A 15,511-nucleotide genomic window follows, 5' to 3' on the forward strand; every position below is an offset into this window, starting at 1 on the left:
GGAATTTGCGCAGGTCAACGGATGTGCGACGCCCCTCGTCAGTCAAGGGAAACGCTAGCCAGCCGGGGACAGAATGGCCCCGTGAATGCACCGAAAAGTGAACTGAACCTTGAGTGGATTCCGGCCTTCGGATTTCAACTGCGCAAAGCGGGTGTGCAATTCGACGCCGTGCGCGTGGACGGGGACGAAGGGCGGCGGCTGGCCGAGATGATGGAGGCGATCACGGGCGGTGAGCCGGGCCCCGTCGTCTCCGAGGCGAACGGGCGGCGCGGGGTGTACTTCCTGGTTCCGGCCGGGAGCACCGTGCGCAAGGCATGGCCGGCCGGGGTGACCACGCTGAACGCGGCGGTGGGCCGGATCAGTTACGTGCCGATCCCCGCCCTGACCGGCCGTACCTGGCCGTTGGCGTGGCACTTTCCGCCGACGGCACCCGACAGGTTCGTCCACGCGCTGTTGCTGCTGAGTGCGGCGTCTGCGTTGTTGGGCTGATCAGTCGGTCTTGGTGTACGTGAGCCTTTCGCCGGTCTCCGGGATCTCCCGGCTCAGAGTGCCGTTCGGGAGCAAGGTGAGGGAGGTGGCCTTTCCTGCGGTGCAGGACGACATGGGTTCGCCGACGGTGACGGTGGAGGGCCCGATCTCGACGGGGCCGCTCGGGGTGGGTTCCGAGGCCAGGTTTGCCTGGAAGACGCAGTGGTAGGAGCCGCCGTTGTCGAGCGGGCCGTTCGCGGTGAGGGTGAGGACGGACTGGCCCACCGTGCCCTGCTTGATGACGAGTTGCCGGGTGGAGTGGCCCGAGGGGTTGTCGATGGAGCCCGTCCAGGTGCCGAGGTAGCCGGCCGGGACGGGGCCGTCGCTGTTCTTCTTCTCGTCAGAGGGGGAGGCGTCCGCGTCCGGGGACGACGGATCGTCGGTGCCGGGGGAGTCCGAGGAAGCGGTGGGGGACGGCTTGGGCACCGGGCCCTTGTCGCTCATGAGCGCGTACACGGACCCGCCCGCGCCGATGGCGACGACTATCGCGATCGCGATGAGGGCGATCGTCGCAGCCTGTCCGCGCCGGGCGGGTTCGGGGCCGGGCTGCGGAGCTGCGCCGGGGTGGAAGGGGCCGTACGGGGGTGTGGCACCGAAGCCCGGCTGGTGTTGCGGTGCCGGCTGCCGAGGCTGTTGCTGCGGATATCCGTAACCGGCTTGGCCCTGCTGAGCGGGCGGCTGCTGTGGACAGCCGTACGAAGGGGAGGACGGCGGCCCGTAGGGGTGGGCGGGTGACGACGTGCCGGCCCCCGTGGGGGGCGGGTGGACGGCGTCGGGCGGCGGCTCGGGAGCAGGGCGGTCGGTGGGAGGTGCGGGTGCGGTCGGCGTCGGCGGTGCCTTGTCCGGGACGGGGTCCGGTCCGGCCGCCTCCTCCGGGTCCTCGGAGTCCAGCAGTTCCACGGCATGGCGCCCGAGTTGGGCTATGAGCGCGCCCGGGAGCCAGGGCTCCGCCGTATCGCCGTCGGCCAGGCGTTCCAGGAGGGCGTCCGTCGTGGGACGGGCGGCCGGGTCCTTGTGCAGGCAGTCCCGGACCAGCTCGACGAGGTCCACCGGGACGCCGGTCAGGTCCGGGTCCTCCTGCACGATCCGGAACATCTGCGCGTGCGCGCCGCTGTCGGACGTCCCGAACGGCATGCGGCCGGTCGACGCGTACGCCAGGACCGAGCCCAGACAGAACACGTCGCACGCCGGGGTCACGCGCTCGCCCCGTACCTGCTCGGGCGCCATGAAGCCGGGTGAACCCACCAGGGCCCCGGTGCGGGTGAGTCCGCCGTCGGCGACGGTGTCGAGTGCGCGGGCTATGCCGAAGTCGATGACGCGCGGTCCGTCGATGGTCAGCAGGATGTTGGAGGGCTTGAGGTCGCGATGGATGAGCCCGGCGGCGTGGATGGCCTGGAGAGCATGGCTGAGACCGGCGCCCAGGATGTGGACCGAGCGCTCGGGCAGCGGACCGTACTCCCCGGAGGCCTTCCCCACGGGGGCGCCCGCGCGGCCGGTGACGGTGGCCTGGAGGGAGGGCCCGGCGACGTACCCGGTCGCGACCCAGGGCACGGCCGCCTCGGTGTCGGCGTCCAGCACGGGGGCGGTCCAGGCGGAGCCGACCTGGCGGGCGGCCCGCACCTCCTGGCGGAAGCGGTCGCGGAACTCCTGCTGCTCGGCGAGTTCACCGCGTACCAGTTTGATCGCGACGGTCCGGCCGCGGTCGGACCGGGCCAGATAGACCTGGCCCATGCCGCCCGCGCCGAGCCGGCCCAGCAGCCGGTAGGAGCCGATGCGTTGCGGATCGGCGGGCCCGAGCTTCTGCATGGCGTGCGTCCTCCCCCGTGCGGCGATACGCCGGAACGCGTCGAGAATAGCGGCGTGCGTCGCGCCCCGGCGGGCCCGGAATCGCGGGCCGTCGGTGGGCACCCGGCGGCTCCTCCCCAGTTCCGTCCGAGGCCGCAGGACGGGCCGGAAACATCCGCCCGCGCCCCCTCTCGGTCCGTTCGGCGACCGACGACAGAGACGGCCGCCTCGACGGTCCCGGTTCCCACCGCACGTTCCACCGCACGCCCCGTCGCTCGGGCCGATCGCTCGGGCCCACCGCTCAGCCCCCCTGTTCACCCCGGCCGCTCTTCCCCGCCCTCGCTCCCGGTCACCGCCTCCACGGCGGCCGACAACCGCTCCGGACCATGCGAGGTCGCGCCGACCAGACACCATGCCCACCTGAGGGCCTCACGCCATACAAGGTGGCCATGTCGGACCGCTCCCGGCGCGGCCTACGCTCACCGCATGACCCCTCATGCCCCTCATGTCGACCCCGCTGCCGGTGCGGCCGTGAAGGCCGCCGATCGCGCGCACGTGTTCCACTCCTGGTCCGCCCAGGGCCTGATCGACCCGCTCGCCGTCGCCGGCGCCGAGGGGGCGTACTTCTGGGACTACGACGGCAACCGCTACCTGGACTTCACCAGCGGCCTCGTCTACACCAACATCGGCTACCAGCACCCCACCGTCGTCGCTGCGATCCAGGAGCAGGCGGGCAAGCTCGCCACCTTCGCCCCCGCGTTCGCGATCGAGGCGCGCTCCGAGGCGGCACGCCTCATCGCCGAGCGCACCCCGGGCGACCTGGACAAGATCTTCTTCACCAACGGCGGCGCCGAGGCGGTCGAGAACGCCGTCCGGATGGCCCGGCTGCACACCGGCCGTACGAAGGTGCTCTCCGCCTACCGCTCGTACCACGGCGCCACCTCCACCGCGATCAACCTCACCGGTGACCCGCGCCGCTGGCCGTCCGACAACGGCTCGGCGGGTGTCGTCCGCTTCTGGACCCCGTTCCTCTACCGCTCGCCGTTCCACTCCGCGACGGAGGCCGAGGAGTGCGCCCGCGCGCTCCAGCACCTGGAGGACACCCTCGCGTTCGAGGGCGCCGCCACCATCGCCGCGATCATCCTGGAGACGGTCCCCGGCACGGCGGGCATCATGACGCCGCCGCCCGGCTACCTCGCGGGCGTTCGCGAGATCTGCGACCGGTACGGCATCGTCTTCATCCTCGACGAGGTGATGGCCGGCTTCGGGCGTACCGGCAAGTGGTTCGCCGCCGACCACTTCGACGTGGTGCCGGACCTGATGACCTTCGCCAAGGGCGTCAACTCCGGTTACGTGCCGCTCGGCGGTGTCGCCATCTCCGCCAAGATCGCCGCCACCTTCGAGACCCGCGCCTACCCGGGCGGGCTGACCTACTCCGGTCACCCGCTGGCCTGCGCGGCCGCCGTCGCCACCATCCAGGTGATGGAGGACGAGAAGGTCATCGAGAACGCCGCCCACATCGGCGAGACGGTGCTCGGTCCCGGCCTGCGCGAGCTCGCCGAGCGCCACCCGTCGGTCGGCGAGGTCCGCGGCCTCGGCGCGTTCTGGGCGCTGGACCTGGTCCGCAACAAGGAGACCCGCGAGCCGCTGGTCCCGTACAACGCGTCGGGCGAGGCCAACGCGCCGATGGCGGCCTTCGGCGCGGCGGCGAAGAAGAACGGCCTGTGGCCCTTCGTCAACATGAACCGCACCCACGCCGTTCCGGCCTGCAACGTCACCGAAGCCGAGGCCAAGGAGGGCCTCGCGGCTCTCGACGTGGCGCTGTCCGTCGCGGACGAGTACACGGTGTAGCGGCAGGGCCCGCGCGGCCCGGCGCCCCTTCCCCCTCTCCTGCCCGGATCCGGGCAGGGCGACCCTGCCTTAAGGTGACCGAAGGCGAAAATGGGGAGGGGCGCCATGTGCGCGAGCGGAGCTGTAACCCGCAGTACGCTGCGGCAGCAGATCGCGGACGCGCTGCGGGACGAGGTGCTTGCCGGGCGTCTGCAGCCGGGACGGGAGTTCACCGTCAAGCAGATCGCCGAGCAGTACGGCGTCTCCGCGACACCGGTGCGCGAGGCGCTCTTCGACCTTTCCGCGCAGGGTCTGCTCGAATCGGATCAGCACCGCGGTTTCCGGGTGCATGAGTTCACCGTCGACGACTACCGGTCGATGGTCGAGGCGCGGGCGCTGGTCATCGACGGAGTCATCCGCGGCTTCTTCCGGGGGCCCGCGCCGTCGGCCGCGCAAGTGGTGACGTACCGGGACGGCCTGGTCCCCGTGCGCCGCAGGGCCCAGGAGGCCGCACGCGCGGCGCGGGGCGGCGACCTCGACATCCTCATCGGCTACGACCTGCGCTTCTGGCGAGAGCTGGGCGCGCTCATGAGCAACTCGTACATCAACGACTTCCTGCACCGGCTGCGCGTCCAGGCCTGGGTGTTCGCGGTGCCGTATCTGCGCCATGACGCGGGGGCCCGGGACTGGCTCTGGCACGGCCATCCGGAACTCGTCGCGGCGCTCACGCTCGGCGATCACGACGCCGTGCGAGCGGTGATCGACGACTTCAACGCACACGCGCTGAGCTGGGCGGACCGGCTCGCGGCCGGAAATTCCGGACAGCCGGACCAGGGCCTGCAGCCGACGGGACGGCCCTCGACGGGAGAGTTTTCGGCGGGAGAGCCTTCGGCCGGGCGGTCCTCGACGGGACAGGCGGGGTCCACGGGGCCTGCGGGACCGGCCTGACCGCTGGGACAGGCCCCGACCGGGCAGTCCTCGGCCTCGGCCGCCGGAGGGCCACAGCCGCAACCTCCGACCGGCTGACCGTGCTGTCGGTGTCGGCCGCGCGGACGTGGCCCGGCCGCGCGAACCGGGGTCGCGGGGGCATCCGGCCGCTACCGGCCCCTACCCGTGACCATCGGCCACTGTGCGCGACGGGCCCGCCGCATTACGCTGGCCCGACCGTCTGAAAAATCCGATGCGCACCGTGGGAGAGCGAGACTTCGTGGCCTGTGACCTGTGGCTGGTCCCCCTCGTCGATGTGCTGTGCCACAGCCCCGACAACCCGTTCGCCGAAGAGATCGCCGTCTACAACAAGGCGCTGGGCGAGGCCGGGCTGCCGCCCGTTCCCGTGTACGCCTATATGCCGGGCCTGACCGGAGACGTCGGCCCGGTCGCGGGCTTCGACTACGACGCGCTGCACCTCCTGCGCCGCGCTTATCTGCTCCAGCTCAGCGGCTTCACGGTGACGCCCGTCGACGAACCGGGCGGGGACTACGAGCAGTTGCTGGAGATGTTCGAGGCGACGGCCCAGCAGTCCCACCTGGTCTGGCATTACGACCACGCGGGGGCGTATGTCCCGCTGGACTTCGCCGTCCCGCTCTCCGACGACGACCTGCTCGGGGGTGGCGGCCCACTCGGTTCCGCGCACGGGCTGCTGCGGGAGCTGGAGTTCGTCGCCGCGTCCATCGGCATCGACCCGGCGAATCCGCCGGCCGCCCCGCTGCCGCCCATCGGGCCGACCTCCCTGGAGGAACCGGCGGGCCCGATTTTGCACGACAGTCCGTTCGCGCGTGAGCGGCACGTCTGGCTGGGACTGCACGCCGCGGCCACTCGCAGCCTCGCCCAGGGCTCAATGATCATCTTCAGCTGAAGCGCAGAACGGCCAGAAGATGCACAACGGCCAGAGGGCGACGGTCGCGAGACGGACAATGGCCAGAGGACGACGGTCGCGAGACGGACAACGGCCAGAAGATGACGGTCAGAGGATGCACAGCGGCCTGACGATGACGGCCAGAGGTTGCACAACGGCCTGACGATGACGGTCGGAGACAGCGGACCGTGGCGCCTGGACGGGCCGCACACCTCCGGAGTCACCGCGGTGGGATCACCGAGGTGACTCCGGAGGCCGTTGCCTCGGCATGTTCGGCCGGGTCATCGTCTGCATCGGGAACCGTCCCGGCAGCGCCCCCTGGTCCGTACGCCCCCCGTTCCCGCTGCCCGACGACAGCGCCTGCATCCCCAACGGCGCGGGCCCGGCCCGGAACTCCACCATCCAGTCCGCGGTCTCGGTCCGTACGAGTTCCGTGATGTCCTCCGAGAAGCGCCGCAGCACCCCCAGACACCGCTCGGCCGCCTCGCTGGCCGTCCCCTCGGTCGGACCGAGCACCTCCCGTACGCACTCCGACGCCCAGTCGAACTGCAGCACCTGAAGGCGCCGTTGCACGGCCTGAGCGGTCGCGAGGTTCCTTATCCAGCCCGAGGTCAGGCCGAAGTACCGGTCGCACGCCATGCACGCGGCGCCCAGCAGCAGCGACAGATAGCCCCAGCCCGCCGCCCCGCTCAGCGCCCCGGTGAGGTCGAGTAACGGCAGCGCGGCGCCCGCGACCGCCCCGACCGCCGTGCCGATCCGCAGCGCCCTGGCCCCGCGCCGCTTCCGGATCCGGTCGCCCAGATACCAGTCGGCGGTGCGCAGCGCGTCGGCCTCGACCCAGCGGTACAGCTCGTCGAGGCGTTCGGCCGGTTCTCCCCAGTTGCCGAGCGGGAACGGTTGAGCGGTCAGATCCTCGCCCCGCGCACCCCGGCCGCGTGCGCCGGAGCCAGAACCGGAGGAACCGGCCGAGCCGGCCGCGCCGGACTCGTTGCGGGGCGCCCCTTCGGGCTGCATCTCCGGCTGACTCACCGGGGTACTCCTCTGCATTCTGCGTAGCGACGCCTGATGTGTGGTGGTGTGTGTTCGACGATGGGCTGATCACTGCTCTCCGGCGTGGCCGACTGTCCCGCGTACGTAACCTTGCGTGACAAGCGGTGTGCCTATGTGTCCTGATGTGTATGCCCTTCCTACCGCCGAATGGTGGGCTGCGGGGTCGGAATCGCGGTATTCCGCGGTGCGTAGGGGCTGTGATCAGGTATAGGAGTCACGCCGACGCTGGTTGAAACTCACTCGAAAGAGTTGCTCGCCAGTGAGTGGGGCGCACTGCGCGGTGACCACGTAGGCTCGGCGTACCGAAACATTTTGTCGTCGAATTGCCAGGAGTGACCGTGATTCCCGGTGGTGGTCAGCCCAATATGCAGCAGTTGCTGCAGCAGGCGCAGAAGATGCAACAGGATCTCGCCACGGCCCAGGAGGAGTTGGCCCGGACCGAGGTCGAGGGGCAGGCGGGTGGTGGTCTGGTGAAGGCGACCGTGACCGGCTCCGGTGAGCTCCGCGCTCTGGTGATCGACCCGAAGGCCGTCGACCCGGAGGACACCGAGACGCTCGCGGACCTCGTCGTCGCCGCGGTCCAGGCGGCGAACGAGAACGCGCAGCAGCTCCAGCAGCAGAAGCTGGGCCCGCTGGCCCAGGGCCTGGGCGGCATGCCCGGCCTCCCCTTCTGACCGCGCGACCCACAGCTCGGCGTTCAGCGCACCCAGGATCAGGAGAAGGAAGGCGTTCCCGTTGTACGAAGGCGTGGTTCAGGACCTCATCGACGAGTTGGGCAGGCTGCCCGGCGTCGGTCCCAAGAGCGCGCAGCGGATCGCCTTCCACATCCTGCAGGCCGAGCCGACCGATGTGCGCCGCCTCGCCCATGCCCTCCTGGAGGTCAAGGAGAAGGTCCGGTTCTGCTCGGTCTGCGGCAACGTCGCCCAGCAGGAGCAGTGCAACATCTGCCGGGACGCGCGCCGCGACCAGACGGTCATCTGCGTGGTCGAGGAGCCGAAGGACGTCGTCGCGATCGAACGGACCCGTGAGTTCCGGGGCCGGTACCACGTGCTCGGCGGTGCGATCAGCCCGATCGAGGGCGTCGGGCCCGATGACCTGCGCATCCGTGAGCTGCTCGCCCGCCTGGCCGACGGCTCGATCACGGAGCTGATCCTTGCGACCGACCCCAACCTGGAGGGCGAGGCCACCGCGACGTACCTGGCGCGGATGATCAAGCCGATGGGCCTGCGGGTCACCAGACTCGCCAGCGGGCTGCCGGTGGGCGGCGACCTGGAGTACGCGGACGAGGTCACCCTGGGCCGCGCCTTCGAGGGGAGGCGTCTGCTCGATGTCTGATGCATTCACGATCACGACGTCTGATGTTCTCGCATCGACTCACGACGGCTTTACGTTCAGCGACGCTATGTTCTACTCACCGTTCGCGACCGTGCCCACGGGAGGTCCCCTCGATGTCTGACGCCACGCTGAACTCCGTCACGCAGGACCCGGACGACTTCGCCGTCCAGATCGCTGACCAGATCAAGACGTTCATCGTCGCGGTCACCGAGGTGTCCAAGGTCGAGGAGCCCGAGGAGGCCGTCCCCGTCCTGCTGCTCCAGATCTCCCAGCTGCTGCTGGCGGGCGGCAGGCTCGGTGCGTACGAGGACATCGTCCCGGACGAGCGCTACGAGCCGGATCTCGGCGCGGAGCCGGACGCCGACGGCCTGCGCGAGCGGTTCGCCGCCCTGCTGGAGCCGATCGACGTCTACTCCGAGGTCTTCGACCCGTACGAGCCCCGCAAGGCCCCGGTCCCGGCCCGTATCTCCGACGACCTGGCCGACCTGGTCACCGACCTGCGCCACGGCCTGGCCCACTACGAAGAGGGCCGTACGACCGAGGCCCTGTGGTGGTGGCAGTTCTCCTACTTCTCCAACTGGGGCTCCACCGCATCCGCCACCCTGCGCGCCCTCCAGTCCCTGATCGCCCACATCCGCCTCAACCAGCCCCTCCAGGAACTGGACGGCCTGGACACCGACTCGGAGACGGTCGACGACGAACTGGCCGAGGAGGCGGGCCGGGTGATGGCCGCGGAGATCGCGGGCCCGCTGGGCCTGCGACCGGTGCAGTAGGGCAGTAGCGCCCGCCGGCTGCCCGGCGCGGGCTGGGACACCCACGCGTCGAAGAGGTGCGTCGTGGGCGCTATCAGCCGTGCGCAGGCGAGCTGATCGGACTCCCATTTTGTGAGCTCCTCTTACGTATGGTGGGGGCCTCCGAAGGGCGGATCGCGGGGTTCCGGTCCACGCTGGAGGGGGTGGCTCCTGAATCGTGGGCCCGGCTCGCCACACGTGTGGGCTGGACCACATCCGGGAGTGCGCGCCCGATCGGCGGGCAGCAGCCCCGTACGAGCAGTTCGGAGCGACACGCCGATGATCACGTGCTGGGCGGGACATCTCACCATGTGATATTGGCGGGGCGTTTCCGGACTGCTCGTTAAACTGAGTCGACCGCAGTAATGGACTGAGCGAGGAGCGCACGTGGGCCTTGTCGTGCAGAAGTACGGAGGCTCCTCCGTAGCCGATGCCGAAGGCATCAAGCGTGTCGCCAAGCGAATCGTCGATGCCAAGAAGAACGGCAACCAGGTGGTTGTCGTGGTGTCAGCGATGGGTGACACGACGGACGAGTTGATCGATCTCGCCGAGCAGGTATCCCCGATCCCTGCCGGGCGTGAGTTCGACATGCTGCTGACCGCCGGAGAGCGGATCTCCATGGCCCTGCTGGCGATGGCGATCAAAAACCTGGGCCACGAGGCCCAGTCGTTCACGGGTAGCCAGGCAGGCGTCATCACCGACTCGGTCCACAACAAAGCGCGCATCATCGATGTGACGCCGGGCCGTATCCGTACGGCGCTGGACGAGGGGAACATCGCGATCGTCGCGGGGTTCCAGGGTGTGTCCCAGGACAAGAAGGACATCACCACCCTCGGCCGCGGCGGGTCCGACACCACCGCGGTCGCGCTCGCGGCCGCGCTGGATGCCGAGGTCTGTGAGATCTACACCGATGTGGACGGTGTCTTCACCGCCGACCCGCGGGTCGTGAAGAAGGCCCGGAAGATCGACTGGATCTCCTTCGAGGACATGCTGGAGCTGGCCGCGTCCGGCTCCAAGGTGCTGCTGCACCGGTGCGTGGAGTACGCACGCCGCTACAACATCCCGATCCACGTCCGCTCGTCCTTCTCCGGACTGCGCGGAACCTGGGTCAGCAACGAGCCGCAAGGGGACCAGAAGGTGGAGCACGCGATCATCTCCGGAGTCGCCCATGACGTCTCCGAGGCCAAGATCACCGTCGTCGGCGTGCCCGACAAGCCGGGCGAGGCCGCCGCGATCTTCCGCACCATCGCGAACGCGGAAGTCAACATCGACATGGTGGTGCAGAACGTCTCCGCCGCGTCGACCGGTCTGACCGACATCTCGTTCACGCTGCCGAAGTCCGAGGGCCGCAAGGCCATCGACGCCCTGGAGCGCAACCGCGGCACCATCGGCTTCGAGTCGCTGCGCTACGACGACCAGATCGCGAAGATCTCCCTGGTCGGCGCCGGCATGAAGACCAACCCGGGTGTCACGGCGGGCTTCTTCGAGGCGCTGTCGGACGCCGGTGTGAACATCGAGCTCATCTCGACGTCCGAGATCCGCATCTCGGTGGTCACCCGCGCCGACGACGTCAACGAGGCCGTGCGCGCCGTGCACACCGCCTTCGGTCTCGACAGCGATTCCGACGAGGCCGTCGTCTACGGGGGCACCGGCCGATGACCGCCCGCCGTCCTTCGCTCGCGGTCGTCGGAGCGACCGGGGCGATCGGCGGTGTCATGCTCCAGATCCTTTCGCAGCACGCTGATGTCTGGGGCGAGGTGAAGCTGATCGCCTCGTCGCGTTCGGCTGGCCGCAAGCTGGTCGTGCGCGGCGAGGAGAGCGAGGTCCTCGAACTCACCGAGGACGTCTTCGACGACGTCGACGTGGCGCTGTTCCTGGTGCCCGACGCCGTCTCCGCGCAGTGGGCGCCGATCGCCGCCGCCAAGGGCACGGTCGTCATCGACGACTCCGCCGCGTTCCGGCTGGACGCGGACGTGCCGCTGGTCGTGCCTGAGATCAATCCGCATGCCGTACGGATCAGGCCGCGCGGCATCGTCGCGAGCCCGAACTGCACGACGCTCTCGCTGATCGTCGCGGTCGGTGCGCTGCACGCCGAATTCGGGGTGCAGGAACTGGTCGTCTCCTCGTACCAGGCCGTGAGCGGGGAGGGCCGCGACGGCGTCGCGGCGCTGCGCGAACAGCTGTCGATGGTGGCCGGTACGGAGCTGGGGACGAAGCCCGGAGACGTACGCCGGACCGTGGGGGACATGGAAGGCAGTCCCTTCGCCGCGCCGGTGGCGCTCAACGTGGTGCCCTGGGCCGGGACCGAGGCCGGGGACGGCTGGTCGTCGGAGGAACTGGCGATCCGCCAGGAGTGCCGCAAGATCCTGGATCTGCCGAGCCTGCGGGTGGCGGCGACCTGTGTGTACGTGCCCGTCATCGCGACGCACTCGATGTCCGTGCACGCGCGGTTCGAGAACGAGATCGCGGTCGACCGGGCCCACGAGATCCTGGCGACGGCGCCGGGTGTCGTGCTCTACGACAGCCCGGCGGCGGGGGACTTCCCGACGCCGTCCGACGTTGTCGGTACCGATCCGACCTGGGTCGGGCGGGTGCGCAGGTCGCTGGACGACCCGCGGTGTCTGGAACTGTTCGTCTGCGGCGACAACCTCCGTAAGGGCGCGGCCTTGAACGTGGCGCAGATCGCCGAGTCGGTGGCCGCCGAATTCCCTCGGTCCTGATCGAACCTGTTTTGTACTCTCTGTGAATGACCTGTGAGCAAGTTGAAGGTCTGAACCTCTTGAGCTGGGGTGTCGAGGTGTCCGACGATGACCTTCCTGCCCACTGCAACCGTTGGCCGGAAAACGCGCGTCTAAGCGGTCATCTCTTGCGCGGCGGGGCGCATATTCAGGGCATTTGTGGAAGAGCAGGTACGTATGAGGGCATGTCGCGCCGCGTCAAACGCGGTGCAGCGCGCGTACAACCCTGACGGGGGGAAACGTGTCCAACTGGCGTGGCAGAGGTTCTCGATATCACAGTGGTGGGCCCTCTGCGCGGCGCTTCGGTGCGTCCGCTCAGACGGCCCCGCGCACCCGGCGGTATGCCGGTGATCGCGCCCATGCCCGCCGCGCGTCCCGCGCGGCTGCCGTCGCAGCGCGAGGGCGCTGAGGAGAGCGTGGCTGCCGGAACCACGGTCGACCATCTCACCGAGACCTATCGCGCTCACTATCGTTCGCTGCTCGGCCTCGCAGCGCTGCTCCTGGATGACACCGCGTCATGTGAGGACGTGGTGCAGGAGGCGTTCATCCGCGTGCACTCGGCGCGCAACCGGGTACGGGACCCCGAGAAGACGCTCGCGTATCTGCGCCAGACCGTCGTCAACCTGTCCCGTTCCGCGCTGCGCCGCCGCATCCTCGGACTGAAGCTGCTCTCCAAGCCGATGCCGGACATGGCGAGCGCGGAGGAGGGTGCGTACGACCAGCTGGAGCGGGACGCGCTGATCAAGGCGATGCGGGGGCTGCAACGGCGCCAGCGGGAGGTGCTGGTGCTGCGTTACTTCGCTGACATGACGGAGGCTCAGGTGGCCGAGACGCTCGGCATATCCCTGGGCTCGGTCAAGGCTTACGGCTCCCGTGGGATCGCGGCGTTGCGCGTCGTGATGGAGGCCCAGTGATGAGCCGGCGCGACCAGAGGGGCGAGAGCGGCCACGAGCGCGAGCCTCGGATTGACCGGACTGGAAACGGAATTGTGAACGACGGGCCGGAGAGCACCCCGGACGTGAACGCGGACATGGACGATTCGGACATGAGCGATTCGGACATGAGCGATTCGGGCATGGGCGACTCGGCCGTGAACGACTCGGCCGTGAATGACTCGGACACGGATGATTCGGGCGCGGGTGGCACTGCCGTGAATGGCTCGGCCGGGGACGGCTCGGCTGCGGACGGTTCGGGTACGGACGGCTTGGCCAGGGACGGTTCGGCGGACGGGGTCACCGGTGCGGCTGAGGCGGCTGTGACGGCCGAGCTCGGGGGACTGAGCAGCCTCGTCGGCGCGGGCGCAGGTTCCGACCTGGGCACTGGTTCCGGTACGGGCATGGGTTCCGGCGCGGGAGACGGTGGTGGCACGGGCATGGACGAGGTCGCACTGCGCCGTATGCTGCACGGGGCCGTCCAGCACATCGAACCCCGCGACGGCACCCTCGACCATCTGTACAGCGCGGTGCCCGCCCGGCGCGCCAGGCGGCGGCAGGCCGTCGTCGGCATGGCGGCGGCGGCGCTGCTCATCGGTACCGCGGTCCCCGCCTTCGTCCATGTCGCGAACTCCGACGGCTCGAACGCCGCCAATCCCGCGATAGCCGGGCACGGCGAGCAGGCACAAGGCGGCAACGGCACCGAGAGCGGCGCGGGAACCGGCGGGAAGAGCAACGGCAGCAGCGGCAACGGGCAGGGTGGCGACCAGAACCATCCCGAGAGCACGCGCAGCCCGTCCGACAGCCGTGGCCGGGGTTCCGACGGCAATCCGGCCGGCGGGGTCTTTGACCCGGACGCCTCCGCGGCGGGCACCATGCCAGCCTGCGATTCGGGCCAACTCGCGGTCGCCTCGGCCGAGACAGGCGCTGCCGGAGCCGACGGCACGGTGTACGGGACCTTCCGGATCGCCAATGTGTCCGGCACGGACTGTTCGGTGAGTAGTAGCGGCAGCGTGGGCTTCCAGGCGATGGGCGCGGCCGACCCGGCGAGGATCACGGTCGTCCAGCACACCGCGGGTGACGCGGCGTCCGGGCTGCCCGATCCTTCGCAGGAGCAGGGGACGGTGCTGCTGAAGCCGTCCATGGTGTACGAGGTGAAGTTCGCCTGGGTGCCGAATGACACCTGTCCGGCCGTCGGGGGTTCACCGAGTCCGACACCGACGGACGGCGCGGGCGACTCCGGCGGTGCCGCTGCCGCCGGTACCGACGCAGGCAGCAGCGACAAGACCACGGAGACGGCTCCGCAGCTCGGCGGCGGGGACGGCGGTGGAACGCTGGACGGCAGTGTCGCCGTGACGCACACGCCGGAGGCGGGGGCGCCGGTCGCGGAGACCAAGATCGCCAACGCCTGTTCGGGCACGATCTACCGGACCGGGGTGCTCGCCCCCGCGACGTGACGCGGGATACGGCGTACGGCGCAGGCCATATGTGAGGGGGCCGACCGGTTCAACCGGTCGGCCCCCTCATGCGTACGCCCTCAGCCGGCGTCGGCGCTCACATGGGGATCGGCTGTGTCGGTTGTGCCGGGGGCATCGGCGGCGTCGGTTGCATCGGCGGGCCGGGTGTCCGCTGCGCCATCCGTGCCCGAGCCCGTGCCCGAGCCCGTGCCCGTGCCCGAGTCTGTGCCCGCGTCCGTGTCTGAGACGAGGCCCAGGCTCAGGTCGCGTGCCGCTTCGGCCTCGCGGCGGACCAGCCGGAACCACATGAAGAGCACGAACCCGGCGAAGACGAACCACTCGCCGGTGTAGCCGAGGTTCTGGAAGGCCTTCAGGTCGAGCCCGGTGCCCTGCGGTGCTGCGGCCGGTACGGGACGCAGCGAGCCGGTGGCGTCGGTGTCCTGGAGCGTCACCCAGGCGTCGTAGACGTCATACGGGACGAGGTTGACCAGGGACGCGGCGCTGATCATGCCGAGCTGGCCGGACGGGAGCCCGCCGGCCGAGTCGACGCCGGTGGTCCCGGCGTTCTCGGATGCCTGAAGGTCCCCGGTGACCGTGACCTCGCCGGTCGGTGCGGCGGGTACGGCGGTGTGGCCGGGCCGGCCGGGCAGCCAGCCGCGTACCACCGGCAGGGCCTTGCCGCCGTCCGTACGGAGCATGTTCAGGACGTAGAAGCCGCTCTTGTCGTCCAGCTCCCGGCCGGGCACCAGGAACTGGTCGGTGTACCGGCCGGTGGCGGTGGCGGGGCGGCCCGAGGTCACCGTGTCGACGGGCAGGAGGTCGTCGATCGGCTTGGCGGCCCTCGTGCCCGGGGCGGGCTGCTTCTCGGCGGCGTCGTGCGTCTGCACGCGGTCCTCGAAGCGGCCGAGCTGCCAGGTACCCATGAAGATGCAGAACGGGATGGCCAGCACTACGAAGAGGTTGATCCCCCACCATCGCGGGGTCAGCAGGAACCGGTACACCCCTCCACGGTACGGTCCCCGCTCCGGTCGTCCGGCGCGGGGTGCCGACTGGGGCGCGGCAGCGCCACCGACGGAGTCGCGAGGCGGGGTGCTGCGGGGCGGGGCGCTGGGGGCGAGGGCCTCCGCGACCGCACGGCGTCGCCCCCGTCGTGGCCTCCGCGCGGCGACCCCACCGGCCGCCCTGCGCATCGTCCGGCCCCGCGTCCGGG

The 15,511-nt window shown here is 70.3% G+C and carries 14 protein-coding genes; 11 read left to right on the plus strand and 3 right to left on the minus strand.

Translation table 11 applies throughout. From position 1 onward, the window contains the following. The first annotated feature begins 81 nt into the window (after positions 1 to 81). Positions 82 to 489, plus strand: a complete 408-nt coding sequence (locus tag ABZ826_RS20395; RefSeq protein WP_361449843.1) for a hypothetical protein — start codon at positions 82 to 84, stop codon at positions 487 to 489. Here the strand turns inward: ABZ826_RS20395 and ABZ826_RS20400 are convergent, their stop codons facing one another. Continuing rightward, a complete protein-coding gene (locus tag ABZ826_RS20400; RefSeq protein ID WP_361449845.1) occupies positions 490 to 2,334 on the minus strand; it encodes a serine/threonine-protein kinase in 1,845 nt (614 codons plus the stop codon). 465 nt (positions 2,335 to 2,799) lie between these two features. On the opposite strand from ABZ826_RS20400, the gene ABZ826_RS20405 reads away from it, so the two are divergent. The 3 genes from ABZ826_RS20405 to ABZ826_RS20415 all read left to right on the plus strand — a co-directional run bounded on the left by ABZ826_RS20405 (position 2,800) and on the right by ABZ826_RS20415 (position 5,998). Further along, positions 2,800 to 4,164, plus strand: coding sequence for an aspartate aminotransferase family protein (locus ABZ826_RS20405; RefSeq protein ID WP_361449848.1), 1,365 nt, complete (start codon positions 2,800 to 2,802; stop codon positions 4,162 to 4,164). 105 nt (positions 4,165 to 4,269) lie between these two features. Next, the gene (locus ABZ826_RS20410) at positions 4,270 to 5,091 is read left to right on the plus strand and encodes a GntR family transcriptional regulator (protein ID WP_361449851.1); all 822 of its coding nucleotides are present in this window, start codon (positions 4,270 to 4,272) and stop codon (positions 5,089 to 5,091) included. A gap of 259 nt (positions 5,092 to 5,350) precedes the next feature. Then, positions 5,351 to 5,998 carry a hypothetical protein gene (locus ABZ826_RS20415; RefSeq protein WP_361449920.1) on the plus strand — a complete coding sequence of 216 codons (648 nt, stop codon included), beginning with the start codon at positions 5,351 to 5,353 and terminating at the stop codon, positions 5,996 to 5,998. A 234-nt stretch (positions 5,999 to 6,232) separates the two neighbouring features. On the opposite strand, the gene ABZ826_RS20420 is transcribed toward ABZ826_RS20415, so the two are convergent. Further along, a complete protein-coding gene (locus ABZ826_RS20420; RefSeq protein ID WP_361449854.1) occupies positions 6,233 to 7,027 on the minus strand; it encodes an SLATT domain-containing protein in 795 nt (264 codons plus the stop codon). A 359-nt stretch (positions 7,028 to 7,386) separates the two neighbouring features. On the opposite strand from ABZ826_RS20420, the gene ABZ826_RS20425 reads away from it, so the two are divergent. From ABZ826_RS20425 to ABZ826_RS20455, 7 genes are all read left to right on the plus strand, one after another. Beyond that, a complete protein-coding gene (locus ABZ826_RS20425) occupies positions 7,387 to 7,722 on the plus strand; it encodes a YbaB/EbfC family nucleoid-associated protein (protein ID WP_351086067.1) in 336 nt (111 codons plus the stop codon). A 61-nt stretch (positions 7,723 to 7,783) separates the two neighbouring features. Further along, positions 7,784 to 8,383, plus strand: coding sequence for a recombination mediator RecR (gene recR / locus ABZ826_RS20430; protein WP_361449857.1), 600 nt, complete (start codon positions 7,784 to 7,786; stop codon positions 8,381 to 8,383). Between the two features lie 113 nt (positions 8,384 to 8,496). Beyond that, positions 8,497 to 9,156: a DUF5063 domain-containing protein gene (locus ABZ826_RS20435; RefSeq protein WP_351086041.1), complete on the plus strand. Its 660-nt coding sequence runs from the start codon at positions 8,497 to 8,499 to the stop codon at positions 9,154 to 9,156. Between the two features lie 405 nt (positions 9,157 to 9,561). Continuing rightward, entirely contained in the window at positions 9,562 to 10,833 is a 1,272-nt protein-coding gene (locus ABZ826_RS20440; RefSeq protein WP_361449861.1) for an aspartate kinase, read from the plus strand. Further along, on the plus strand, positions 10,830 to 11,894 hold the full coding sequence (locus ABZ826_RS20445) for an aspartate-semialdehyde dehydrogenase (RefSeq protein ID WP_361449864.1): 1,065 nt from the start codon (positions 10,830 to 10,832) through the stop codon (positions 11,892 to 11,894). Before ABZ826_RS20440 ends, ABZ826_RS20445 begins: the two co-directional genes overlap by 4 nt. Positions 11,895 to 12,253: 359 nt before the next feature. Beyond that, the gene (locus ABZ826_RS20450; RefSeq protein WP_351086048.1) at positions 12,254 to 12,826 is read left to right on the plus strand and encodes a SigE family RNA polymerase sigma factor; all 573 of its coding nucleotides are present in this window, start codon (positions 12,254 to 12,256) and stop codon (positions 12,824 to 12,826) included. 131 nt (positions 12,827 to 12,957) lie between these two features. Continuing rightward, positions 12,958 to 14,301, plus strand: coding sequence for a hypothetical protein (locus ABZ826_RS20455; RefSeq protein ID WP_361449868.1), 1,344 nt, complete (start codon positions 12,958 to 12,960; stop codon positions 14,299 to 14,301). An 80-nt stretch (positions 14,302 to 14,381) separates the two neighbouring features. Here the strand turns inward: ABZ826_RS20455 and ABZ826_RS20460 are convergent, their stop codons facing one another. Then, complete coding sequence (locus ABZ826_RS20460) at positions 14,382 to 15,302, minus strand: SURF1 family protein (protein ID WP_361449871.1); 921 nt, start codon at positions 15,300 to 15,302, stop codon at positions 14,382 to 14,384. Positions 15,303 to 15,511: the final 209 nt, after the last annotated feature.

This window comes from Streptomyces sp. NPDC047515, from assembly GCF_040643055.1.
GTDB lineage: Bacteria > Actinomycetota > Actinomycetes > Streptomycetales > Streptomycetaceae > Streptomyces.

What these genes read in the sequence shown, in the direction of transcription:
- ABZ826_RS20400 (WP_361449845.1), bottom strand. Translation starts at nt 2,334, where the DNA reads ATGCAGAAGCTCGGGCCCGCCGATCCGCAACGCATCGGCTCCTACCGG.
- ABZ826_RS20405 (WP_361449848.1), top strand. Translation starts at nt 2,800, where the DNA reads ATGACCCCTCATGCCCCTCATGTCGACCCCGCTGCCGGTGCGGCCGTG.
- ABZ826_RS20410 (WP_361449851.1), top strand. Translation starts at nt 4,270, where the DNA reads ATGTGCGCGAGCGGAGCTGTAACCCGCAGTACGCTGCGGCAGCAGATC.
- ABZ826_RS20435 (WP_351086041.1), top strand. Translation starts at nt 8,497, where the DNA reads ATGTCTGACGCCACGCTGAACTCCGTCACGCAGGACCCGGACGACTTC.
- ABZ826_RS20445 (WP_361449864.1), top strand. Translation starts at nt 10,830, where the DNA reads ATGACCGCCCGCCGTCCTTCGCTCGCGGTCGTCGGAGCGACCGGGGCG.
- ABZ826_RS20450 (WP_351086048.1), top strand. Translation starts at nt 12,254, where the DNA reads ATGCCGGTGATCGCGCCCATGCCCGCCGCGCGTCCCGCGCGGCTGCCG.
- ABZ826_RS20455 (WP_361449868.1), top strand. Translation starts at nt 12,958, where the DNA reads ATGAGCGATTCGGACATGAGCGATTCGGGCATGGGCGACTCGGCCGTG.